Genomic DNA, 23017 nt, shown 5'->3' on the forward strand with positions numbered 1-23017 from the left:
CCTAGCGCCGGCGTCCGCCGGTGTGCTCGCGGTCCGGGGTGCCGATGGGGTCCCAGCCGCGGCGTGCCGGGGTGGAGCCGTGACCGCCCCGGCGCGCGTCCCGCGAGCGGTAGACGATGTAGGGGCGGAAGAAGTAGTGCAGCGGGGCGGTGAAGGCGTGCACCAGGCGGGTGAAGGGCCAGACCATGAACAGGGCCAGCCCCCACAGCACGTGGACCTTGAAGGACAGCCCGGCCGCGGCCATGGCGGCCACATCCGGCTGCAGGATCCAGATGGAGCGGAACCACGGGGAGACGGTCTCGCGGTAGTTCGTGACCGAGTGGTCGAACACGGAGATGGCGGTGGTGACCAGTCCGGCCAGGATGGCGCCGAGCAGCAGGATGTACATGAACTTGTCATTGGTGGTGGTGGCCATGAAGACCGGGCCGGTGGTCCGCCGCCGCCAGATCAGCAGGGCGATGCCCAGCAGCGTGGCGATCCCGGCGATCCCGCCGATCCCGAGGGCCCCCACGTGGTACATGTCCTCGGTGACGCCGAACGTGTCCGTCCAGGACTTGGGGATGATCAGCCCGACGATGTGGCCCACCAGCACCGCCAGGATGCCGAAGTGGAACAGGGGCGAGGCGATCCGCAGCAGCCGGGACTCGTAGAGCTGGCTGGACCGGGTGGTCCAGCCGAACTGGTCATAGCGGTAGCGCCAGATGGTCCCGCCGATCACCACGGCCAGCACCACATAGGGCAGCACGCCCCACAGCAGGATGTCCCAGATGCCGATCTCAACGCCGTCCATGGTCCGGTTCTCCGTTCATCGTGGTCCCCTGGCCAGAGGCGCCGGTCGGCGTGAAGGGCAGCAGGCGCGGGTCGGAGGGGTCCAACCCGACGGTCTCGGTGGGCGGCCCGTAGCCGGCCATGGCCTGCACGGCGGACTTGTCCTTCGGGGAGGGCCCCGGCAGCGTGGAACAGACCAGGGCGATGAGACCGTAGTGGGGCAGCTCGTCCTCGTCCAGGGCCAGTCGCAGCAGTTCGAGGGACGGCCGGTAGCGCTGCAGCATGTCGTAGCCGGCCTCTGCGTCCACGCGGGCCGCGAATTCCAGGACGAGCGGCAGGTAGTCGGGCAGTTCCGCGTCGTCCAGCGCGCAGCCGGCCGCCCGGTAGACCTCCTTGAAGGCGGCTAGCGCCTCACCCCGGCGGCGGGTGTCCCCGTCCGTCCAGTAGGTCAGGTGCAGGCTGTGCCGCCGGGAGAGGTCGAACTCCTGGACGTAGTCTGCCTGGACCTCGTGCAGGGGCCGGGCGGTGAGCCACTCGTAGAGCGGGTCCACCAGGGCGACGTCCGCCCCGACCTCCGCGATCGCCTCGCGGACCTGCCCCAGCCGGCCCAGCATCGGCTCGTCGGGGTAGGACAGCAGCACGGCCCCGGCCTGGCGCACCACGGCGCTGCGGAACGGGTCCGGGTCACGGTACTCCCCCGGATCCAGGGAGCCGGGTCCGGCCTTGCCGAGGAGCCTCTCGAGCAGCCTCATGCCGTCTCACCGCTGCGCGTGGTGGTGCCGTCGGCCGGGCTGTCCGGTTCCTCCAGCTGGCCGATGTCCCGCGCCGTACGGGCCTTCCGTCCGGGGAACAGCCCTTCGGGGCTGCCGTTGCCATCCCAGTTGAGCAGGTTGACGCGCCCCGCCAGTTGGGTGTTGCCGGTGGCGTCCTCCGCGGTCTGGCGTGCCTGCAGGGCCATGAAGTTCTCCTGTGCCACCGGCACCGGCCGGCCCGAGGCCTCCCCGAGCCCGCCCAGCTGGCCCATGCCCGGGCCGCCGTCCACGTCCAGGGAGCACCCCAGTTCCTCCAGGTTGTGGGCATCCTCCACGTGGGCGGTGGGGATGACGTAGCGGTCCTCGTACTTGGCGATCGCCATCAGCCGGTACATCTCGTAGACCTGTGACCCGGTCATGCCGACGGCCTCGGCGATCGACTCGTCGGCCTCCCGGCCCAGGGTGATGTCCCGCATGTAGGAGCGCATGGCCGCGAGCCTGCGCAGCACGCCGGTGATCAGCTGCGTGTCCCCGGCGGTGAACAGCTCGGCGAGGTACTCGACGGGGATGCGCAGCGACTCGATGGCGCCGAACAGGTTGTCCGCGTCCTCGCCGTCGTGGCCCTGGTCCTTGAGCAGGTCCACCACCGGGGACAGCGGAGGGACGTACCAGACCATGGGCATGGTCCGGTACTCGGGGTGCAGGGGCAGGGCCACCCGCATCTCCTTGGCCAGCTTGTACACGGGCGAGCGCCGGGCCGCCTCGAGCCAGTCCTCGGGGATGCCCTCCGCCCGGGCCGCCTCGATCACTTCCGGGTCGTGGGGGTCCATCATCAGGTCGAGCTGGGCCTCGTAGAGGTCCTGCTCGTCGGGGACGGACGCGGCCTCGGTGACTCGGTCGGCGTCGTACAGGAAGATGCCGATGTACCGCAGCCGGCCCACGCAGGTCTCCGCGCACACGGTGGGGATGCCCACCTCCACGCGCGGGTAGCAGAAGGTGCATTTCTCGGCCTTGCCGGACTTGTGGTTGTAGTAGATCTTCTTGTACGGGCAGCCGGTGACGCACTGGCGCCAGCCGCGGCAGCGGTCCTGGTCCACCAGCACGATCCCGTCCTCCTCGCGCTTGTAGATGGCACCGGAGGGGCACGCGGCCATGCAGGAGGGGTTCAGGCAGTGCTCGCAGATCCGTGGCAGGTAGAACATGAAGGTCTGCTCGAACTCGAACTTGATCTTCTCCTCGGACTCCCGGCGCACCTTCTCCACGATCGGATCCAGGTGGCCCATCTGCGCGGTGCCGCCCAGGTTGTCATCCCAGTTGGCGGACCAGGTGATCTTGGTGTCCTGGCCGGTGATGAGGGACTTGGGCCTGGCCACCGGGAAGTCGTCCCCGGCCGGGGCGTTGATGAGGTTTTGGTAGTCGTAGGTCCAGGGCTCGTAGTAGTCCGCGAGCTTGGGCTGGACCGGGCTGGCGAACAGGCCGAACATCTTGGACAGCCGACCGCCGGACTTGAGCTTGAGGTTGCCCCGCTTGTTCAGCTCCCAGCCGCCCTTCCAGGTCTCCTGGTCCTCGTAGCGGCGGGGATAGCCCTGCCCGGGGCGGGTCTCCACGTTGTTGAACCACACGTACTCGGTGCCGGCCCGGTTGGTCCAGGCCTGCTTGCAGGTGACGGAACAGGTGTGGCAGCCGATGCACTTGTCGAGAGCCATCACCATGGCGGTCTGGGCCATGATCCTCATCAGTACTGAACCTCCTGGGAGCGCTTGCGGACCATCGAGATGATGTCGCGCTGGTTGCCGGTGGGGCCGAGATAGTTGAACGCCCAGGACAGGTGGGCGTAGCCGCCGATCATGTGCGTGGGTTTGACCAGGATGCGGGTCACCGAGTTGTGGATGCCGCCGCGCCGGCCCGTGGCCTCGGACTTCGGCACGTCGATGGTCCGCTCCTGCGCGTGGTGCACGTAGACCACGCCCTCGGGCATGCGGTGGCTGACGATGGCCCGTCCCACGAACACGCCGTTGTTGTTGACGCATTCGACCCATTCGTTGTCCGTCACCTCGATCAGCGCCGCGTCCTGGGGGCTCATCCAGACGTTGGTGCCGCCGCGGGAGAGCGAGAGCATGAACAGGTTGTCCTGGTATTCGGAGTGGATGGACCACTTGTTGTGCGGGGTGAGGTAGCGCAGCGAGATGGACAGCTCCCCGCGCTCACCGAGTTTCGGTTCGCCGAAGAGCCGGTGCATGTCCAGGGGCGGCCGGTACGTCGGCAGCATCTCCCCCATGTCCTTCATCCAGTCGTGGTCCAGCAGGAAGTGCATGCGGCCGGTGAGCGTGTGGAAGGGCTTGAGCCGCTCGATGTTGACCGTGAACGGGGCGTAGCGGCGTCCTCCGGTCTCCGATCCCGACCACTCCGGAGACGTGATCACCGGCACCGGGGCGGCCTGGGTGTCGGCGAAGGAGATGCGCTTCTCCTGGGAGCCGGCGGCCAGGTCGGCCAGCTGCACGCCCGTGCGCTTCTCCAGGGTCTCGAAGCCCTGCACGGCGAGCTCGCCGTTGGTGGCACCGGAGAACATCAGGATCGCCTCCGCCATCTTCGCGTCCGTGTCGATGGCGGGCCGCCCGGCGGCGGCACCGGAGTCGAAGACCCCGTGCATCCGGCCCAGCCGGTCGACCTCCTCGGTGACGTCGAAGGTGACGTTCTTGGTGGTCAACCCCAGGGTGTCCGCCAAGGGCCCGATGGCGGCGAACTGCTCCCCGATTGCCGTGAAGTCCCGCTCGACGACCTTGAGGTTCGGCAGGTTCTTCCCCGGCACCGCCGGCAGGTCGGTGCCCTTCCAGTCGGGGGCGTGGCCGCCCGGCTGGGCGATCTCCCCGGGGGTGTCGTGCTGCAGGGCCGTGGCCACCACGTCCCGGCGGACGCCCAGGTGGGTCTTGGACTGGCGGGCGACCTCCTCGGCCAGCAGGCGGAACAGCTCGAAGTCCGTCTTGGCCTCCCACGGAGGCGTGATGGCCGGTGTGAAGGCATGGACGAAGGGATGCATGTCCGTGGAGGAGAGATCGTGCTTCTCGTACCAGGTGGCCGCGGGGAACACGACGTCGGAAAGCAGGGTGGAACTCGTCATCCGGAAGTCCGCCGAGACCAGCAGGTCCAGCTTGCCCTCCGGCGCCTGCTCGTGCCAGGCCACCTCCCGCGGCCGGGACTCGCCGTGGTCCGTTCCCATCACGTTGTGGTGCGTGCCGAGCAGGTGCTTGAGGAAGTACTCCTCGCCCTTGGCCGAGGACCCCAGCAGGTTGGACCGCCACAGCACCAGGGTGCGCGGCCAGTTCGCCTCGGCGTCCGGGTCCTCCACCGCCATCTGCAGGGTCTCGTCCTTGAGTCGTGCGGCGATCCACTCGGCCTCCGTGGCGGCTTCGCCGTGCTCGACGGCGGCCGCGGCCTGATCCGCCACGTCCAGCGGGTTCTGGGTGAACTGGGGGAAGAACGGCATCCACCCCATGCGCGTGGACTGGGCGATCACGTCCGCGGTGTGCTTGCCGGCCAGGTGCCCCTCCGCGAGGGGGGACTGCAGCGAGTCCGAGGAGTAGCCGTCCGAGCGGAACTGGTCCGTGTGCAGGTACCAGTAGGCGGTGCCGATCATGTACCGCGGCGGGCGGACCCAGTCCGTCGCGCCGGCCATGGTGGCCCAGCCGGTGATGGGCCGCGCCTTCTCCTGGCCGACGTAGTGTGCCCAGCCGCCGCCGTTGCGGCCCTGACAGCCGCACAGCATCAGCAGGGCCAGGATCGCCCGGTAGGTGGCGTCCCCGTGGTACCACTGGCAGATGCCGGCGCCGAGGATGATCATGGACCGTCCGCCGGACTCCTCCGCGTTCTTCGCGAACTCCCGCGCGGTGCGGATGGCGGCCTCGGCGGGCACGGAGGTGATGTCCTCCTGCCAGGCCGGCGTGTAGGGGGTCGTCGGGTCCTCGTAGCCGGTGGCCCAGTCCCCCGGCAGGCCCTCGCGGCCGACACCGTACTGGGCGAGCATCAGGTCGAAGACGGTGGTGACCGTCCGCCCCGCGACCACGGTGACCGGCACGCCCCGGTGGATCACCGACCCGGAGCCGTCCGCATCGGTGAAGGCGGGCAGGGCGACCGGGGAGGCGCCGCCGTCGTACCCGGTGGTGTCCGCCACGGACACCGAGGGCCGCACGCCCTGCAGGTCCAGGTTCCACCGGCCCTCGTCCTGATCGTTGTACCGGAACCCGACCGAGCCCTGCGGCACCACCGGGGTGCCGGCGTCCCGGTCCAGCAGGACCGTCTTGAACTGCGGGTCCGCCGCCTCGGCCTCGGCCCCGCCGAGGTCCGCGGCCGTGAGGAACTTGCCGGGCACCACCGTGCCGTCCTCGCGCTCGTCGAGGGTGACCAGGAAGGGCAGGTCCGTGAACTGGGTGACGTAGTCCTCGAAGAACGGCACCCGCCGGTCCACGAAGTTCTCCTTGAGCACGACGTGGCCCAGGGACATGGCCAGGGCGGCGTCCGTGCCGGCCTGGGCGGGCAGCCATTCGTCGGCGAACTTGGTGTTGTCCGCGTAGTCGGGGCTGACGGAGACCACCTTGGTGCCGCGGTAGCGGACCTCGGCCATCCAGTGGGCGTCCGGGGTGCGGGTGACGGGGACGTTGGAGCCCCACATCATCAGGTAGGTGGCGTCCCACCAGTCCCCGGATTCGGGCACATCCGTCTGGTCGCCGAAGACCTGCGGGCTGGCGACGGGAAGGTCCGCGTACCAGTCGTAGAAGCTGTTCATCACCCCGCCGATGAGGTTCATGAACCGGGACCCGGCCGCGTGCGAGACCATGGACATGGCCGGGATGGGGGAGAAACCCGAGCAGCGGTCCGGGCCGTAGGTCTTGATGGTGTGCACGTGCGCGGCGGCGGACAACTCGATGGACTCCTGCCACGAGGCCCGCACGAGGCCACCCTTGCCGCGGGCCTGCTGGTAGGCGCGGCGCTGGACGGGATCGTCGACGATGGACTTCCAGGCGAGCACCGCGTCCCCGCCGTGGTCCCGTTTGGCCTTCCGGAACAACTCCAACAGGGTGCCGCGGACATAGGGGTAGCGCACCCGGGTGGGCGAGTACGTGTACCAGGAGAAGGCGGCCCCGCGGGGGCAGCCGCGCGGCTCGTACTCGGGGCTGTCCGGGCCGACGGAGGGGTAGTCGGTCTCCTGCGCCTCCCAGGTGATGATGCCGTCCTTGACGTACACCTTCCAGGAGCAGGAGCCCGTGCAGTTCACCCCGTGCGTGGAGCGGACCACCTTGTCATGGCTCCACCGGTTGCGGTAGAACGCGTCACCGTCCCGGCCTCCCTCCCGGAAGACCGCTCGGCCGTCCTCGGTCTCGTCCCATCGGGTGAAGAACCTGCCGATGTTGAGCAATGCCTGGGATGCCGGACCGTCCAATCCGGGCTTGACCGGGGTCGTCATGGTTCCACTGTAGGCAGGAAAAGGCCCCGGCGGCAGTCCTTTTTTGAAGAATCTACCGCCGGGGCCGAGACCTTTACCTTGCGCTCAGTATCGGAAATGATGAAGGGCTTGCCACCCGATCCTGAACGGATTCCGGGCCAAGACTATGTGCTAATCCATCTTCTGGGCGTCCTGCACGGGTGCGCGGCCGGTGTGCGTGCGGGACGAGCCCACCACGTTCCCGGACTTCCAGTCCGCCCAGCCCGGCCGCTCCACCATGAACGCCTCGATCTCCGCCGTGGTGGCCACGAGCTTCGGATCGTGCTTGAGATAGTGCTTCGTCTCGCGCGCGACCAGACCGGACAGGACCAGCAGACCGATGAGGTTCGGCAGGGCCATCAGGCCGTTCATGACGTCCGAGAAGCTCCAGACGATGGACAGCGGCACGGTGCACCCGATGAACACCACGATCGAGAAGACCACCCGGTACGGCATCACCAGCCGCTGGCCGAACAGGCGCTCCACGTTGCGCTCGCCGTAGTACGACCACCCCAGGATGGTGGAGAAGGCGAAGAGGATCAGGCCCACTGTCACGATCAGGTGGCCCCAGTCGCCGGGCATGCCGGCGGCGAATGCCTCACCGGTCATGGTGCCGGCTTCATCTCCCCCGAGCTCCCAGGCGCCGGTGGTGATGATGACCAGGCCCGTGAACGACACCACGATGATGGTGTCGATGAAGGTCTGCGTCATGGAGACAAGGCCCTGACGCACCGGGTGCGAGGTCTGCGCGGCGGCCGCTGCGATGGCGGCGGAGCCCAGGCCGGACTCATTCGAGAACATGCCGCGGGCCACGCCGAACTGGATGGCGATGATCAGGATGGAACCGGTGAAACCGCCCACGGCGGCGGTGCCGGTGAAGGCATCCGTGAAGATCAGCGCCAAAGCCGCCGGGATGTCCACGATGTTCACGGCCAGGACGAAGATGGCTGCCGCGACGTACAGGACGATCATCACCGGGACCAGACCGGCGGTGACTCGGCCGATCGACTTGATGCCGCCCAGCAACACCAGCATGGTCAATATGGTGAGGACCACGCCGGTGAGCCAGGGGGCCACGCCGAACGAACCCTCCACATTGGCCGCGATGGCGTTGCCCTGGGTCATGTTGCCGATGCCGAAGGAGGCGAGGAAGGCGAAGATCGCGAAGGACAGGGCCAGGATCTTGCCGAAGGGGCCCTTGATGGCCTTCTGGAGGTAGTACTGCGGGCCACCGGACTTGTCGCCGGCCTCGTCCGTGGTGCGGAACCGGACCCCAAGATAGGCCTCGGTGTACTTGGAGGCCATGCCCAGCAGGCCCGTGACCCACATCCAGAACAGGGCACCGGGGCCGCCGATGCCGATCGCGGTGGCCACGCCCACGATGTTGCCCGTCCCGACCGTGGCGGCCAGCGCCGTGGTGAGGGCCTGGAACTGGGAGATGTCCCCCTCGTCGGTGTCGTCCTTGCGGCGGAACAGACCGAGCCGGAGGGCAGGGAACAGCTTGTGGAACTGCAGGAATCCCAGCCGGACCGTCAGGTACAGGCCGGTGCCGAGCAGCAGCGGGATGAGGAAGAACGGCCCCCAGACGAAAGAGCCGATGGTGTCCAGCACGACTTGCAGTTGATCCATGACGGTGACCCGGTCCTTCTCTTCACGGTGCGGTGCCCGACCCCCTCAGGCCACAGGTCGGCCCGGGCGGACCGACGCCGTCCAGACTGTTGCACACATCACCTCGAGTCAAGCAACGAGGGGTTCAACACGCCGTGTCGTCTCGTTCCCCCGGCCCGACGACCACCGTGGCCCGCGGTGAATCCGCCATCCGCCGGGCCACCTGACGCACGTCGTCGGCCGTCACGGAGTGCAGGCGCCCGAGCGCACCGTCCAGGTCCACGAACTCCCCCGTGACCATCTCAGCGCGGCCCAGCCGCGACATCCGGGACCCCGTGTCCTCCAGCCCCAGCACGGTGCCGCCGGAGAGCTGGCCGCGCGCCCGGTCCAGTTCCTCCTCCGTCAGGCCGTGCTCGGCCAGCCGCTCGAGTTCGGCGACCATCAGCTCCGCCACGGTGGCGGCCTTCCACGGGGAACAGCCCGCGTACAGGCCGAAGTACCCGGCGTCCGAGTACCCGGCATGGAACGAGTAGGTGTTGTAGGCCAGCCCCCGCCTCTCCCGGATCTCCTGGAACAGCCGCGAGCTCATCCCCCCGCCCAGGGCCGAGTTCATCAGGGCCAGGGCGAATCGGTCCGGATCCACGGTGTGCATCGAGCGCCCGCCCACCAGGACGGAGGACTGTTCGACCGGCCGCACTATCCGGTGCACGCCCTCGGAGATCCCCGCCCCGGCATAGACGTGGCTGCGCCGGGGTGCGGGGGCGGCTCCCTCGGGCAGGTCCCATCCCGAGCGTCCCAATGCCTCGAGGACCAGGCGGCAGACCTCGTCGTGGTCCAGGCCCCCGGCCGCCGTCACCACGAGCTCGTCCGGCCGGTACCAGTGGCGGTAGTGGTCCATGACCCGGTCCCTGGTGACGGCGTTGATGGTCTCCGGGGTACCGCCGATGGGCCGGCCCAGCGGGTGGCCGACGAGCAGCTGGGCGGCGAGGGCCTCATGGGCCACGTCGATCGGGTCGTCCGCGTCCATGGCCAGTTCCTCGAGGATGACCCCGCGCTCGGTCTCCAGCTCCCCGGCGTCGATCAGCGCTGAGGTCACCATGTCCGTGATGACGTCGATGGCCATGGGCAGGTCGGTGTCCAGCACCCGCGCGTGGTAGCACGTGGATTCCTTGGCCGTGGAGGCGTTGGACTCGCCGCCCACCCGGTCGAAGGCCGTGGCGATGTCCATCGCCGAACGCCGCGGGGTGCCCTTGAACAGCAGGTGCTCCAGGAAGTGGGTGGAGCCGAACCCGCCCTCCGCCTCATCGCGTGAGCCCACGGCGATCCAGAATCCGATGGTGACGGACCGCTGATCGGGCATCGACTCCGTGAGCACCCTGACACCGCCCGGCAGGACCGAGCGTCTCACCACCGAACCGTGGCCCGAGTCCTGGATGGTTCCGGTGAAGTCGGCGGGGATGGGGAAGGTGGGGGTCATGATCCCGAAACTACCAGCGCCGCCGGGTCCACCGGACCAGCACCGCGTCCCCGGGAGGATCAGACAGGAGGTTAGAACAGGCCGTGGCCCGCACCTGGGGTGCGGGCCACGGCCTGGTGGCGCTGAGGGCTCAGCGCCGGGATCCGGAGATCACGAGATCAAAGGATCAGTTCTCCTCGGCGCCCTCGGCATTGCCGCCGTCGGCAGCATCCTCAGACCCCTCAGACTCGCCGTCCGCGACCACGGGGGCCAGGGACAGCTTGCCGCGGTCGTCGATCTTGGTGATCTCGACCTGGATCTTCTGGCCGACCCCGACGACGTCCTCGACGTCCTCGACGCGCTTGCCGTCGTTGATCTTGCGCAGCTCGGAGATATGCAGCAGGCCGTCCTTGCCCGGGGTGAGGGACACGAAGGCGCCGAAGGTGGTCAGCTTCACCACGGTGCCGAGGTAACGCTCACCGACCTCGGGGACCTGCGGGTTGGCGATGGCGTTGATCGCCGAGCGGGCCGCCTCGGCCGAGGAGCCCTCGGTGGCGCCGATCAGCACGGTGCCGTCGTCCTCGATGGAGATGTCCGCGCCCGTGTCGTCCTGGATCTGGTTGATCATGGCGCCCTTGGGGCCGATGACCGCACCGATCTTGTCCACGGGGATCTTGACGGCGATGATGCGCGGCGCGTACTGGCTCATCTCGTCCGGGGCGTCGATCGCGGCGTTCAGGACACCCAGGATGTGGAGGCGGGCCTCGCGGGCCTGGGTCAGCGCGGCGGCCAGCACGGAGGCCGGGATGCCGTCGAGCTTGGTGTCCAGCTGGATCGCAGTGACGAACTCGGCGGTGCCGGCCACCTTGAAGTCCATGTCACCGAAGGCATCCTCGGCGCCGAGGATGTCGGTCAGCGCCGCGTAGCGGGTCTGGCCGTCCACGGTGTCCGAGACCAGGCCCATGGCGATGCCGGCCACGGGGGCCTTCAGCGGCACGCCGGCGTTGAGCATGGACAGGGTCGAGGCGCAGACGGAACCCATCGAGGTGGAGCCGTTGGAGCCCAGCGCCTCCGAGACCTGGCGGATCGCGTAGGGGAACTCGTCGCGGGAGGGCAGCACCGGCACGATGGCACGCTCGGCCAGCGCACCGTGGCCGATCTCGCGGCGCTTCGGGGAGCCCACGCGGCCGGTCTCACCCACGGAGTACGGCGGGAAGTTGTAGTGGTGCATGTACCGCTTGTGCGTCTCCGGGGCCAGCGAGTCGATCTGCTGCTCCATCTTGAGCATGTTCAGCGTGGTGACGCCCATGATCTGGGTCTCGCCGCGCTCGAAGATGGCCGAGCCGTGCACGCGCGGCAGGACCTCCACCTCGGCGGTCAGCTTGCGGATGTCCGTCAGGCCACGGCCGTCGATGCGGACCTGGCTGGTCAGGATCGACTGGCGCACGGCCTTCTTGGTGGCGGCCCCGTAGGCCTTGGAGACCTCGCCGCGGCGCTCCTCGTACTGGGTGCCCTCGCCGGCCAGGGCCTCGAGGACCTCGGTGCGGTAGGCGTCGTCGGCGTTCTGACGCTCCTGCTTGTCGGCGATCGAGTAGATCTCCGCCAGGCGGGCGCCGGCGAACTGCTCCACGGCCTCGGCGACGTCGTCCTCGAAGTCCTTGAAGATCGGCACCTCGACCGGTGCCTTGGCGGCGCGCTGGGCCAGGTCGGCCTGGGCCTCGCACAGGGCCTTGATGAACGGCTTGGCGGCCTCGAGGCCTTCGGCGACGATCTCCTCGGTCGGGGCGGTGGCGCCCTGCTCCTTGATGAGGTTCCAGGAATCCGGGGTGGCCTCGGCCTCCACCATCATCACGGCGATGTCGTCACCGGACACGCGGCCGGCCACGGCCATGTTGAACACGGCGTTCTTCAGCTGGGAGTGCTTCGGGAAGGCCACCCACTGGCGGTTGCCGGCGCCGTCGTCGATCAGGGCCACCCGCACGCCGCCGATCGGGCCGGAGAAGGGCAGGCCGGAGAGCTGGGTGGACATGGAGGCGGCGTTGATGGCCACCGTGTCGTAGACCTCGTCCGGGGCGATCGAGGTGACGGTGATGACCACCTGGACCTCGTTGCGGATGCCCTTGGTGAAGGCCGGGCGCAGCGGGCGGTCGATCAGGCGGCAGGTGAGGACGGCGTCCGTGGACGGGCGGCCCTCACGGCGGAAGAAGGAGCCGGGGATGCGGCCGGCAGCGTACATGCGCTCCTCGACGTCCACGGTCAGGGGGAAGAAGTCGAAGCCCTCGCGAGGGGACCTGCCGACGGTGGTGGCGGCCAGCATCGAGGTTTCCTCATCGATGTAGACCATGGCCGAACCGGCGGCCTGCTGGGCCAGCCGGCCGGTCTCGAAGCGCACGACGCGCTGGCCGTAGGTGCCGTTGTCGATGACGGCTTCGGCGAACTTGATCTCGGGACCCTCCATAGGTGGGTGTCCTTTCTTCTCGCCCGGCGCGGAACCAGCCGGTCTTCGATCGAAGCCCCCGGACTCCGACGGACGCACTGGTCGGGAGGATTCCGGAAGCCACTGTCGAGGACCGCGAATGGATGCGGGCTCGGGGCGTGGTGGTGGGTGACGGGAGCGGGCACATCGGGTGCCCGTCCCCAGGGTAAGACTAGAGGCGGCGGCACGATGGGGAAAACCCCACCGGGACACCGCCTCCGTCCACAGTGGCTACTTGCGCAGGCCCAGACGCTCGATCAGCGCGCGGTAGCGGCCGATGTCGGTCTTGGCCAGGTAGCCGAGCATGCGACGACGGCGACCGACCATGGCCATCAGGCCGCGGCGGGTGTGGTGGTCGTGCTTGTGGGACTTCAGGTGTTCCGTCAGGTCCGAGATGCGACGGGTCAGCACAGCGATCTGCACTTCCGGGGAACCGGTGTCGCCCTCATGGGTGGCGTATTCCTTGATGATGTCCTGCTTGACGGCGGGGTCGAGTGCCACGCGAACTCCTTGGAGAGTTGTGCCGCGATCATGAACGGTGGCCCCGCCACCGCGGACTACAGCGGGCACCAACGGATCAGTCTAACAGAGAGGTCCGGACCGCGAAGGTCAGGTACGGCAGCTCGACCGCCTCTCCGGGGCGCAGGCCGAGGTGATCGAACAGGTACCAGTCCAGGTTCGTGGTCATCCTGGCCCGGATGGCCGCCGGTGACCGGAGCCAATAGGAACGGGACGCCATCAGCGCGTGCAGCCCGGCCGGCGTCGTGCCATCCATCCAGCGCACCTGGCGGTGCTCTTCCGCGCCGAAGGGCGCGCGGGTGCGCCGCCGGTCCGGGTCCGTGGCGTGGACGTCCCCGGCGTGCATGATCCGGGTCAGCCGGTGCACCCATGGCACCGTGGTGTCCAACTGGTTCCACACCAGGGCCAGGGTGCCCCCGGGCCGCAGCAGGCGGGCGGCCTCCGCCGAGCCGGCCTCGGGATCGATCCAGTGCCAGGCCTGGGCGCTCACCGCCAGGTCGAAACCCCCGGTGGGCAGGCCGGTCCGCTCCGCGGTGGCCTGCACCGCGGTGACGGCCGGCAGCGCGCGCCGCAGCGGTGCCAGCATGGAGGCGGAGGGGTCGACGGCGGCCACCTGGAGGCCGCGTGCGACCAGCAGAGCCGTGAAGAGCCCGGTGCCGGCGCCCAGGTCCACAGCGGTGCGGGCGTCGGCGGGGACCATGAAGTCGACGATCTGCTCCGGATAGGTGGGGCGTACCGCGTGGTAGTGCTCTCCCCCGGCCTGGAAGGCGGCTCCCAGGCTGCGGCGGGCGGCCGGGTCCAGCCGCGGGTCACCGGACGGGCGGGCAGGGACGGGGCGGCCCCGGCCGGTCACGGGCCCGGGACGGCGGCCAGCACCTCTCGGGTGCGGTCCACGTCCTGGGTCATCTGCTCGATCAGGGTGGGGATGCCCTCGAAGGCCACCATGCCGCGCAGCCGCTCCACGAACTCCACCGTCACGAACTGGCCGTAGAGGTCGAAGTCCTCCACCTGCTCGTGGGGCCGGTCGATGACGTGGGCCTCGACCACGCGGGAGACGCCGTCGAAGGTCGGGTTGGAACCGATGGAGATCGCCACCGGCCACCGGCGCCCGGCCTCGTCCCGCAGCCACCCGGCGTAGACGCCGTCGGCGGGGATCATGCCCTGGACCTCGTCCGAGAGGTTGGCGGTGGGGAAGCCGAGCTCACGGCCGCGGGCGAAGCCGTGGACCACCTCGCCGTGCACGCGGTGCCGGCGGCCCAGGACGTGGGCGGCCTCGCGGACATCGCCCTGGCGCAGGGCCTCGCGGATCCAGGTGGAGGAGCAGCGGCGGTCCTCACCGAAGTCCGCCACGTCGATCACCTCGAAGCCGTGCTTCCGGCCCAGCTGGACCATGGTGTCGAAGTCGCCGGAGTTGCGGAAGCCGAACCGCACGTCCCGGCCCACCACCACGGTCCGGGCGTTGACGGCGTCCACGATCACATTCTTGACGAACTCCTCGGGGCTCTGCTGCGCGAACTCAAGGGTGTAGTGGATGACGAGCATGGCGTCGATCCCGGCCCGCTCGATCAGGTGGGCCTTCTCCTCGTAGCCCGTGATGGCCTCCTGGAGGTCGTTCGGGCGGTGCACCACGCGGGGATGCGGATCGAAGGTGATGGCCACGGAGAGGGCCCCGGCGGCCCGCGCGGCGGAGACCACCTGGTCCAGGACCTGGCGGTGGCCGCGGTGGACGCCGTCGAAGTTGCCGAGGGTGACCACCGAGGGGGCGGGGTCCCGGGGCACGGCGCCCAGGCCGTCCCAATAGTGCATCGTCGTCTCTCCGCTTCGGCTCACCACTCGATTATCCACCCCATCACGGCTGCGGCTGCACCGGGGCCCGGTCCGGGCCGTCGCCCGGCACGGACTCGCGGGCGTCCACGGGCCGGTGCACCAGCAGCCAGGCCATGCCGATGACCGGCAGCACCAGCGGGATGTAGCCGTATCCGGCGCCGAAGCGGCTCCAGACCGTGTCATCGGCGAACAGCTGCGGGTCCAGCACCGTCCAGAGGCCGATGGCGATCACGCCGAGCAGCTCGATGCCGACCGCCACGAGGGAGACGAACCAGGCGGTCCGCCCCGCCCGCGCCAGGGACAGCGTGGCCACGATGTAGACCGCGGCGGCGAACCCCGAGAGCAGATAGGCCAGCGGCGCCTCCTCGAAGTGCACCAGGATCTGGTAGATCGACCGGGCGAAGGAGGACAGCGCGAAGACCGCATAGACCATGACCAGGATGCGGCCGAGGCCCTGGTTGCGCTTCAAGGGGGTGGAGGACTCATCAGCCAAACCAGATCACCTGCATCCTGTGCAACATCACGAACACGGTGGGGCCCACCGCCGCCATCACGAGGTTGGACCAGCGGGTCTTGTCCGTCACGGCCCAGAGGAAGGCCACGACGGGCACGATCAGCGCCGTGATCACATAGCCCCAGAACTCCCACACCTCGCCCTGGATGGGCTCCGCTGACCCGCGCAGCAGTGAGCCGGCGCCGTAGACCAGCAGGAACAGCTCGACGGCTGCGAGCGAGAGGATGGCGGAGTCGGCCGGATGCCGGCGCAGGAAGGTCATGGCGACGCACACCAGCAGCGAGGCCGCGCAGATCGTGGTGCCCACCCAGAACCAGGCATCGGTGATCATGGCGCGCCATCCGTTCCGGGGGTCGTGGCGGTGGTGCTGGCGGGAGCGGTGGCGGGCGCGAAGACGATCTCGGGTTTCGCGGAGACCTCCTGCGCCGGGGACTGGCCCTTGCGGGCCTGGTCGGAGATGAGCGCGACGACGGCCCCGGCCGGGTCCTGCGCGGCCACCAGGCCGTCGGTGCCGGTGGCGGGGATCCTCCGGCCGAAGGACAGCTCGGAGGCCTCGTGCCCCGTCAGCCGGCGCACGGGGAACAGCCCGGCGGCTGCCGCCGAGAGCTCGGTGGCGGTGAACCGGACGGCCAGGTCCTCGAGGGTCGCGGCCTCGGCCACGGAGAAGGGCCCGACCACGGTGCGCCGCAGCGCGGTCAGGTGGCCGCCGGTCTCCAGCGCCTCCCCCAGGTCCCGGGCCAGGGCCCTGATGTAGGTCCCGGTGGTGCAGTCGACCTCGACGTCCACGTCCACCGTGGTGCCGTCCGCGGCCCGGCGGTAGCCGGTGACCTCGAAGCGGTGCACGGTGACCGGCCGGGCGGCCAGCTGGACGTCCTCGCCGGCCCGCACCCGCTGGTAGGCCCGCTGCCCGTCCACCTTGATGGCGGAGACCGCCGAGGGGACCTGCTGGATGTCCCCCGTGAGGCCGGCGACGGCAGCGGCCACCCGCTCCTCGGTGACGGCGTTGGCCAGGCGGGTCTGGACGACCTCGCCCTCGGCGTCGTCCGTCACGGTGGCGACCCCGAGCCGGATGGTCGCCAGATAGGTCTTGTCGGCCCCCGTGATGGCGGTCAGCAGCCGGGTCGCCTTGTTGAACCCGATGACCAGCAGCCCGGTGGCCATCGGGTCGAGGGTGCCGGCGTGGCCGACCTTGCGGGTACCGGCCAGCCGGCGCACCTTCCCGACGACATCATGGGAGGTCACGCCGGCCGGCTTGTCCACGAGCACCAGGCCGGAGGCCTGCGTGCCGGGAGCGCCCGGGGGCAGCTCCCGGCTCGGTCCCCGCTGGGAGGTCCTGCTCAACGGGCCGTGTCCTCGTTCCCGTCCGGGCCGGCGTCGCCGTCCTCGCCGGCCTTCTTGTAGGGGTCCGCGTCCCCGGCGAAGGTGGCGTTCTCACGCAACCGCGCCAGCTCGGCGTCCCGTTCCCGGGCCTGCGCGAGCACCTCCTCGAGGTGCGCGGCCGACTCGGGGACCTCGTCCGCCACGAACTCCAGGGTCGGGACGAGCCGGATGGTCAGCTGACGGCCCACCTCGTGCCGCAGGGCACCGTGGTTCGCCGCCAGGACCTCCCGCGCCGCCTCCGACGCCGCGGCATCGCCGAGCACCGTGTAGTACACGGTGGCGTGCTGCAGGTCGTTGGTGACCCGCACCTCGGTGAGGGTGATGGCCTCGGCCCGTTCGTCCTTGACCCGCTTGCGCAGGGCCTCGGCGACCAGGACCTTGATCCGTTGGGCCAACCGGGCCGCGCGTGCCTGATCCACCATGGGCTCAGTCCTCTCCTACTCGTTGTGACTCTCGTTGTGACGGCATGCGGACCACGGCGTCAGCTCAGACGCGCGGCTTCTCCTGCATCTCGAAGGTCTCGATGATGTCGCCTTCCTTGACGTCGTTGAAGCTGCCCAGGCCGATACCGCACTCGTAGCCCTCGCGGACCTCGGTGGCATCGTCCTTGAACCGGCGCAGGGACTCGATCTTGAGCTTGTCCGCCACCACGTTGCCGTCCCGCACGAGGCGGGCGGAGGAGTTGCGGCGGATGAGCCCGGACCGGACCAGCGAACCGGCGATGCTGCCCCACTTGGAGGACCGGAAGACCTCGCGGACCTCCGCGGAGCCCAGCTGGACCTCCTCGTACTCCGGCTTGAGCATGCCCTTCAGCGCGCTCTCGATGTCATCGATCGCGTCATAGATCACCGAGTAGAAGCGCATGTCCACGCCCTCCTTGTCGGCGAGGTCGGTGACGCGCTCGGCCGGACGGACGTTGAAGCCGATGATGATGGCGTTGTCCACGGTGGCCAGGTTGACGTCGTTCTGCGTGATGGCACCCACCCCGCGGTGGATGACGCGCAGCTGGACGTCGTCCCCGACCTGGACCTCGAGCAGGGAGTCCTCGAGGGCCTCCACGGCGCCGGAGGCGTCGCCCTTGATGATGAGGTTGAGGGTGTCGATCTTGCCCTCGGCCACGGCCTGGTCGAAGTTCTCCAGGGAGATCCGCTTGCGGCGCTTGGCCAGCATGGCGTTGCGGTCCGCCGCCTCACGCTTCTCGGCGATCTGGCGGGCGGTGCGGTCGTCCTCGGTCACCAGGAAGGTGTCGCCGGCACGCGGCACCGAGGACAGGCCCAGCACCTGGACCGGACGCGACGGCGGCGCCTCGGTCACGGTGGTGCCGTCGTCGTCGAACATCGCCCGGACACGGCCGTGGGCGTTGCCCACCACCATGGTGTCCCCGACGCGCAGGGTGCCGGACTGCACGAGCACCGTCACCACGGCACCGCGGCCCTTGTCCAGGTTCGCCTCGATGGCCACACCACGGGCACCCTTGTTCGGGTTGGCGGTGAGCTCCAGGGCGGCATCCGCGGTGAGCAGGACGGCCGAGAGCAGCTCATCGATGTTGAGGTTGTTCCGGGCGGAGACGTCCACGAACATCGTGTCGCCGCCGTATTCCTCCGGCACGACACCGTACTCGGCGAGCTGGCCACGGATCTTCTCCGGGGAGGACTCGGGCTTGTCGATCTTGTTGACCGCCACCACGATCGGCACGTCGGCCGCCTTGGCGTGGTTCAACGCCTCCACCGTCTGCGGCATGACGCCGTCGTCGGCGGCGACCACGAGCACGGCGATGTCCGTGACCTTGGCACCACGGGCACGCATGGCGGTGAACGCCTCGTGACCCGGGGTATCGATGAAGGTCAGGCTGCGGTCATCCTCACCGTGCTTGAAGTCCACCTGATAGGCACCGATGTGCTGGGTGATGCCGCCGGCCTCGCCCTCGATCACCTTCGTGGAGCGGATGGCATCCAGCAGGCGGGTCTTGCCGTGGTCCACGTGACCCATGACGGTGACCACCGCCGGGCGCTTCTCGAGGTCCTCGGCGGTCTCGGCCTCCTCCTCGGCGTCGAGGTCGATGTCGAAGCCCTCCAACAGCTCCCGGTCCTCGTCCTCCGGGGAGACGATCTCGATCCGGTAGCCGAGCTCCTCGCCGAGCACCTTGAAGGTCTCCTCGTCCAGGGACTGGTTGGCGTTGGCCATCTCACCGAGCTGGAACAACACGGTCACCAGCGAGGCGGCATCCGCATTGATCTTCTCGCCCAGATCGGACAGGGAGGAGCCGCGACGCAGGCGGATGACGGTCTCGCCGTCACCACGCGGGACGCGGACGCCCCCGATCTCGCGGGTACGCGACTGCTCCATCTCCTGGCGCTTCGCGCGCTTCGACTTGCGCTGCTTGCCCCGCGGGCCGCCACCACGGCCGAACGCACCCTGGGTGCCGCCGCGGCCACCGCGACCACCGCCGCGGGGCGGACCACCGGGACCGCCGCCGGGTGCGCCGCCGGGACGGCCACGGCCGCCGCCGCCCGGACGGGCGGACGCCGGCTGCGGCTTGTTGATGTGGCCCGGCATCATGTTCGGGCTGGGACGTGCGCCACCCGGGCGGGGTGCGCCGGCACCGGCACCCGCACCCGCCGGACGCGGAGCGCCGGGGCGGGGGCCGCCGGCACGCTCACCGGCATCGGGACGACCCGAGCGCATGCCCTGCTTGGGCGCGAACGGGTTGTTGCCGGGGCGAGGGCCACCGGGGCGGGGCCCACCGGGACGCGGGCCGCCGGGGCGTTCGCCGCCGCGCTCGTCCGACCGGGGGGCGGACTGCTTGGACGTGAAGGGGTTGTTGCCGGGCCGCGGGGCGGACGGCTTGGTGCCACCCGGCTTGGGTGCGGCCGGGCGGGACGGGGCCCCCGGCGTCGGCGCTGCCGGGCTCGCCGCGGCGGGGCGGGCCGGGGTGTCCTGCGCAGGGCTGCTCTGTGCCGGGCTGTCCTTGGCCGGGGCGGCCGGGGCAGGGCTGTCCTGCGCAGCGGCCGGAGACGGCGCGGGAGCAGGGGTGGCCGGGCCCGGGGTGGGTGCCTTCGGCGCCGCGGGGGCAGCCGGTGCTGCCGGCTGCTCAGCGGCCGGCGCGGCAGGCTGGGCGCCCGGCTTCGCCGGGGCCGGCGTGGCGGGCTTCGCGGAGGCCGGCGCGGACGCGGGCTTCGGCGCGGACCCTGCCGCCGGCTTGGCGGGTGCCTTCGGGGCGGCGTCCGCATAGGCGGAACGCAGCTTCTTGACCACCGGTGGTTCGATGGTCGAGGAGGCGGAGCGGACGAATTCGCCCATGTCCTGAAGCTTGTTCAGGGCCTCCTTGGATGAAATGCCGAGCTCTTTGGCGAGCTCGTGGACGCGGACCTTGGCCACGGTTCTCCTGTTCTGGTCCGCGTCGTGGCCTCAAGGGGAGCCTCAGCGGCTCCCTCGGGCCGTGTCAAGCGGACCGTAATGACGGGTGGTGTTCATCGTTGGGCACTCATCGTGTGGTGCTCATCGGGTTTCCATCAGATCTCTGACCCGCTTTCGTTGTCGGTCTTCAGCGCCGATGCCTCCGGGTGTGCCGCCAGCAGCCCGGCCAGGGAGGTCGCATCCACGCGGCCTCGGAAGGCCCGGTTGAACGCACCCCGTCTCAGGGCCGCCTGCAGGCAAGCATCGTCCGGATGGAGCCAGGCCCCTCGGCCCGGCATGCGGCGGCGCCAGTCAGGAAGCACGGATTCCGAACCCGTGACCCCGTCCAACACCAGCCGCACCAGCTTGGTGTGGTCCTCTTTCCCCCGGCATCCGATGCAGGTGCGCACCGGGGTGTGTGCCTGCATGAACACGCCTGCTTACATCAGGAGAGGGAAATGGACCTCACCCAGTCTACCCCAGTCCCTCTCAGCCGGCGTCCCCGCCGGCGATATCGATGCGCCAGCCGGTCAGCTTGGCCGCCAGGCGGGCGTTCTGGCCCTCCTTGCCGATCGCGAGCGAGAGCACATCCCGCGGGACCACCACGCGGGCCGAACGGGTGGCCTCGTCCACGATCTCGACCGAGCTGACGCGCGCCGGGGACAGCGCGGAGGAGATGAACTTCGCCGGGTCCTCGTTGAAGTCGACGATGTCGATCTTCTCGTCGTTCAGCTCGCTCATGACCGCGCGGACGCGGGAGCCCATCTCCCCGATGCAGGCGCCCTTGGCGTTGATGCCGGCCTTCGTGGCCTTCACCGCCATCTTGGTGCGGTGTCCGGCCTCGCGGGCCAGGGCCAGGATCTCCACCGACCCGTCCGCGATCTCGGGCACCTCCAGCTCGAAGAGCTTGCGGACCAGCCCGGGGTGGGACCGGGAGAGGGTGATCGAGGGGCCCTTGAGCCCGCGGTGCACGTCCACCACATAGGCGCGCACCCGCAGCCCGTGGGAGTAGTCCTCGCCGGGGACCTGCTCCGGCGGCGGCAGCACGGCCTCCACCGTGCCCAGGTTCACCTGGATCATGTGCGGGTTGTTGCCCTGCTGGATGAGCCCGGAGATGATCTCACCCTCGCGGCCCTTGAACTCGCCCAGGATGTTGTCGTCCTCCGCGTCCCGCAGGCGCTGGAGGATGATCTGCCGGGCGGTGGATGCCGCGATGCGGCCGAAGCCCTGCGGCGTGTCGTCGAACTCGCCGACGGCCGCGCCGGCCTCGTCGGTCTCGGTGGCCCAGATGGTCACGTGCCCCGACTTGCGGTCGATCTCCGCACGGGCTCGGGACAGGGCCCCGGGTGACTTGTGGTAGGCGACCACCAGGGCCTGTTCGATGGTGGGGATGAGGCGGTCCAGAGGGATCTCGCGCTCGGCCTCCAGCATCCGCAGGGCGCTCATATCGATGTCCACTCAGACCTCCGTGTTCAGTTCTCCGGTGGCGGCACCGGCGCCGCCGCGGGTCAACTCTACCTGCACCTGGGCCGGTCCCAGACGGTCGTAGTCGTGCCGTTCCGGCTCGCCCACCTTCGCCGGCATCCCCTTCTTGGCCCCCGGCCGCACCGGGATGAGCACGACGCCGGCCTCGTCCGCGGCCTGGATCCGTCCGGTCAGCGCGGGGCCGGCCTCCCCCAGGAGCCCGACCGTGACCAGGCGCCCCACGTTCCGTCGCCAATGGCGTGGTTCGGTGAGCGGGCGGGAGACCCCCGGCGTCGAGATCTCGAGCTGATACGGCTCGGTGCCCAGACCGGGCAGCTCCTCCCCCGCGGCGTCCAGCGCGGCGGAGACGGCCCGGGTGGCCTCGGCCAGTTCGTCCAGGTCCAGCCCGGCGGTGCCCTCGGCGCGGTCCACGACGACCGTCAGGACCCGCTGCTCGGGTTCGCCGCCCACGGTGGCGGATTCCAGGTGCAGCCCGAGGGCGTTGACGGCGGGGGCGACCAGTTCGTGCAGGCCGGTGGCATCAGGGGATGTGTCCATGGGGTCCATTCAATCCCATTCAGGCCCGTTCACGCCCATTCACTGATCAGGTCGTAGCCGAGTTTGGCGATCAGGACGAACACCACCACGAGGAACACGATCCGGATGAAGCCGGAGCCACGCTGGATGGCCATCCGCGCCCCGAGGTAGCCGCCGACCATGTTGGCCACACCGAGGACGAGGCCCAGTCCGATCAGGATGTGGCCGGAGGGCAGGAAGAACGCGATGGCCCCCAGGTTCGTGGCCAGGTTCACGATCTTGGCCTTCGCGGAGCCCTGCAGGAAGGTGTAGCCCAGGACCGCCACGAGGGAGATCACCAGGAACGTGCCGGTGCCCGGACCGAGGACGCCGTCGTAGAAGCCGATCACCAGACCGATGACCAGGGCGACCGCCAGGTGGCGCCGGCCGGTGTAGCGCAGCCCCGAGTCCCGGCCCAGCTGCGGCCGGGCGGCGGTGAAGACGGCCACGCCGATCAGCGCCGCGACGATGACGGGCCTGATGACCTCGGCCGGCAGCAGGGTCGCCACGATGGCCCCGCCGAAGCTGCCCACCAGGGCGACCACAGCCATCGGCAGGGCTGTGGACAGGTCGGGGTGCACGCGCCGGTAGTAGGTGATGGCGCTCGTGGTGGTCCCGAAGACGGACCCCAGCTTGTTGGTGGCCAGCGCCTGGACCGGGGTGATCCCGGGGACCATCAGCAGCACGGGCAGCTGCAGCAGCCCTCCCCCGCCCACCACGGCGTCGATCCAGCCGGCCGTGAGTCCTGCCAGGACCACCATGGCCAGGGTGGCGAGGGTGATCTCCTCCAGGCCGGTCAGCACGG

General features: G+C 69.9%; 19 protein-coding genes. All 19 read right to left on the reverse strand.

All coding sequences use genetic code 11. From position 1 onward, the window contains the following. Nucleotide 1: 1 nt before the first annotated feature. The gene (narI, locus tag AB0K08_RS04250; RefSeq protein WP_363352026.1) at nucleotides 2–790 is read right to left on the reverse strand and encodes a respiratory nitrate reductase subunit gamma; all 789 of its coding nucleotides are present in this window, start codon (nucleotides 788–790) and stop codon (nucleotides 2–4) included. Then, complete coding sequence (narJ, locus tag AB0K08_RS04255) at nucleotides 777–1520, reverse strand: nitrate reductase molybdenum cofactor assembly chaperone (RefSeq protein WP_363352029.1); 744 nt, start codon at nucleotides 1518–1520, stop codon at nucleotides 777–779. Before narJ ends, narI begins: the two co-directional genes overlap by 14 nt. Beyond that, complete coding sequence (gene narH / locus AB0K08_RS04260) at nucleotides 1517–3256, reverse strand: nitrate reductase subunit beta (protein WP_363352031.1); 1740 nt, start codon at nucleotides 3254–3256, stop codon at nucleotides 1517–1519. The genes narJ and narH overlap by 4 nt, the downstream gene beginning before the upstream one ends. After that, nucleotides 3256–6978: a nitrate reductase subunit alpha gene (locus tag AB0K08_RS04265; RefSeq protein ID WP_363352033.1), complete on the reverse strand. Its 3723-nt coding sequence runs from the start codon at nucleotides 6976–6978 to the stop codon at nucleotides 3256–3258. The genes narH and AB0K08_RS04265 overlap by 1 nt, the downstream gene beginning before the upstream one ends. Before the next feature lie 150 nt (nucleotides 6979–7128). Further along, a complete protein-coding gene (locus AB0K08_RS04270) occupies nucleotides 7129–8625 on the reverse strand; it encodes a sodium:alanine symporter family protein (RefSeq protein ID WP_363352035.1) in 1497 nt (498 codons plus the stop codon). Nucleotides 8626–8749: 124 nt separating this feature from the next. Then, complete coding sequence (locus AB0K08_RS04275; RefSeq protein WP_363352037.1) at nucleotides 8750–10081, reverse strand: pitrilysin family protein; 1332 nt, start codon at nucleotides 10079–10081, stop codon at nucleotides 8750–8752. 166 nt (nucleotides 10082–10247) lie between these two features. Next, entirely contained in the window at nucleotides 10248–12518 is a 2271-nt protein-coding gene (locus AB0K08_RS04280; RefSeq protein WP_363352039.1) for a polyribonucleotide nucleotidyltransferase, read from the reverse strand. A 249-nt stretch (nucleotides 12519–12767) separates the two neighbouring features. Continuing rightward, the gene (gene rpsO, locus AB0K08_RS04285) at nucleotides 12768–13037 is read right to left on the reverse strand and encodes a 30S ribosomal protein S15 (RefSeq protein ID WP_363352041.1); all 270 of its coding nucleotides are present in this window, start codon (nucleotides 13035–13037) and stop codon (nucleotides 12768–12770) included. 76 nt (nucleotides 13038–13113) lie between these two features. Beyond that, complete coding sequence (locus AB0K08_RS04290; RefSeq protein ID WP_363352043.1) at nucleotides 13114–13908, reverse strand: class I SAM-dependent methyltransferase; 795 nt, start codon at nucleotides 13906–13908, stop codon at nucleotides 13114–13116. Continuing rightward, on the reverse strand, nucleotides 13905–14861 hold the full coding sequence (locus AB0K08_RS04295) for a bifunctional riboflavin kinase/FAD synthetase (protein WP_363352556.1): 957 nt from the start codon (nucleotides 14859–14861) through the stop codon (nucleotides 13905–13907). Before AB0K08_RS04295 ends, AB0K08_RS04290 begins: the two co-directional genes overlap by 4 nt. 43 nt (nucleotides 14862–14904) lie before the next feature. Continuing rightward, on the reverse strand, nucleotides 14905–15315 hold the full coding sequence (locus AB0K08_RS04300; protein ID WP_363352557.1) for a hypothetical protein: 411 nt from the start codon (nucleotides 15313–15315) through the stop codon (nucleotides 14905–14907). Nucleotides 15316–15367: 52 nt separating this feature from the next. Beyond that, the gene (locus AB0K08_RS04305) at nucleotides 15368–15727 is read right to left on the reverse strand and encodes a hypothetical protein (protein WP_363352045.1); all 360 of its coding nucleotides are present in this window, start codon (nucleotides 15725–15727) and stop codon (nucleotides 15368–15370) included. Further along, nucleotides 15724–16656, reverse strand: coding sequence for a tRNA pseudouridine(55) synthase TruB (gene truB / locus AB0K08_RS04310; RefSeq protein WP_363352558.1), 933 nt, complete (start codon nucleotides 16654–16656; stop codon nucleotides 15724–15726). The genes AB0K08_RS04305 and truB overlap by 4 nt, the downstream gene beginning before the upstream one ends. Before the next feature lie 77 nt (nucleotides 16657–16733). Next, a complete protein-coding gene (rbfA, locus tag AB0K08_RS04315; RefSeq protein WP_363352047.1) occupies nucleotides 16734–17198 on the reverse strand; it encodes a 30S ribosome-binding factor RbfA in 465 nt (154 codons plus the stop codon). A gap of 64 nt (nucleotides 17199–17262) precedes the next feature. Continuing rightward, nucleotides 17263–20154 carry a translation initiation factor IF-2 gene (gene infB / locus AB0K08_RS04320; RefSeq protein WP_363352049.1) on the reverse strand — a complete coding sequence of 964 codons (2892 nt, stop codon included), beginning with the start codon at nucleotides 20152–20154 and terminating at the stop codon, nucleotides 17263–17265. Nucleotides 20155–20288: 134 nt separating this feature from the next. Then, on the reverse strand, nucleotides 20289–20600 hold the full coding sequence (locus AB0K08_RS04325; protein WP_363352051.1) for a YlxR family protein: 312 nt from the start codon (nucleotides 20598–20600) through the stop codon (nucleotides 20289–20291). A 61-nt stretch (nucleotides 20601–20661) separates the two neighbouring features. Continuing rightward, the gene (nusA, locus tag AB0K08_RS04330; RefSeq protein ID WP_363352053.1) at nucleotides 20662–21630 is read right to left on the reverse strand and encodes a transcription termination factor NusA; all 969 of its coding nucleotides are present in this window, start codon (nucleotides 21628–21630) and stop codon (nucleotides 20662–20664) included. Further along, complete coding sequence (locus tag AB0K08_RS04335) at nucleotides 21631–22194, reverse strand: ribosome assembly cofactor RimP (RefSeq protein ID WP_363352055.1); 564 nt, start codon at nucleotides 22192–22194, stop codon at nucleotides 21631–21633. Between the two features lie 29 nt (nucleotides 22195–22223). Further along, nucleotides 22224–23015 carry a TSUP family transporter gene (locus AB0K08_RS04340; RefSeq protein WP_363352058.1) on the reverse strand — a complete coding sequence of 264 codons (792 nt, stop codon included), beginning with the start codon at nucleotides 23013–23015 and terminating at the stop codon, nucleotides 22224–22226. Nucleotides 23016–23017 lie beyond the last annotated feature (2 nt).

This window comes from Citricoccus sp. NPDC055426 (assembly GCF_040677445.1).
In the GTDB taxonomy this organism is placed as follows: domain Bacteria; phylum Actinomycetota; class Actinomycetes; order Actinomycetales; family Micrococcaceae; genus Citricoccus.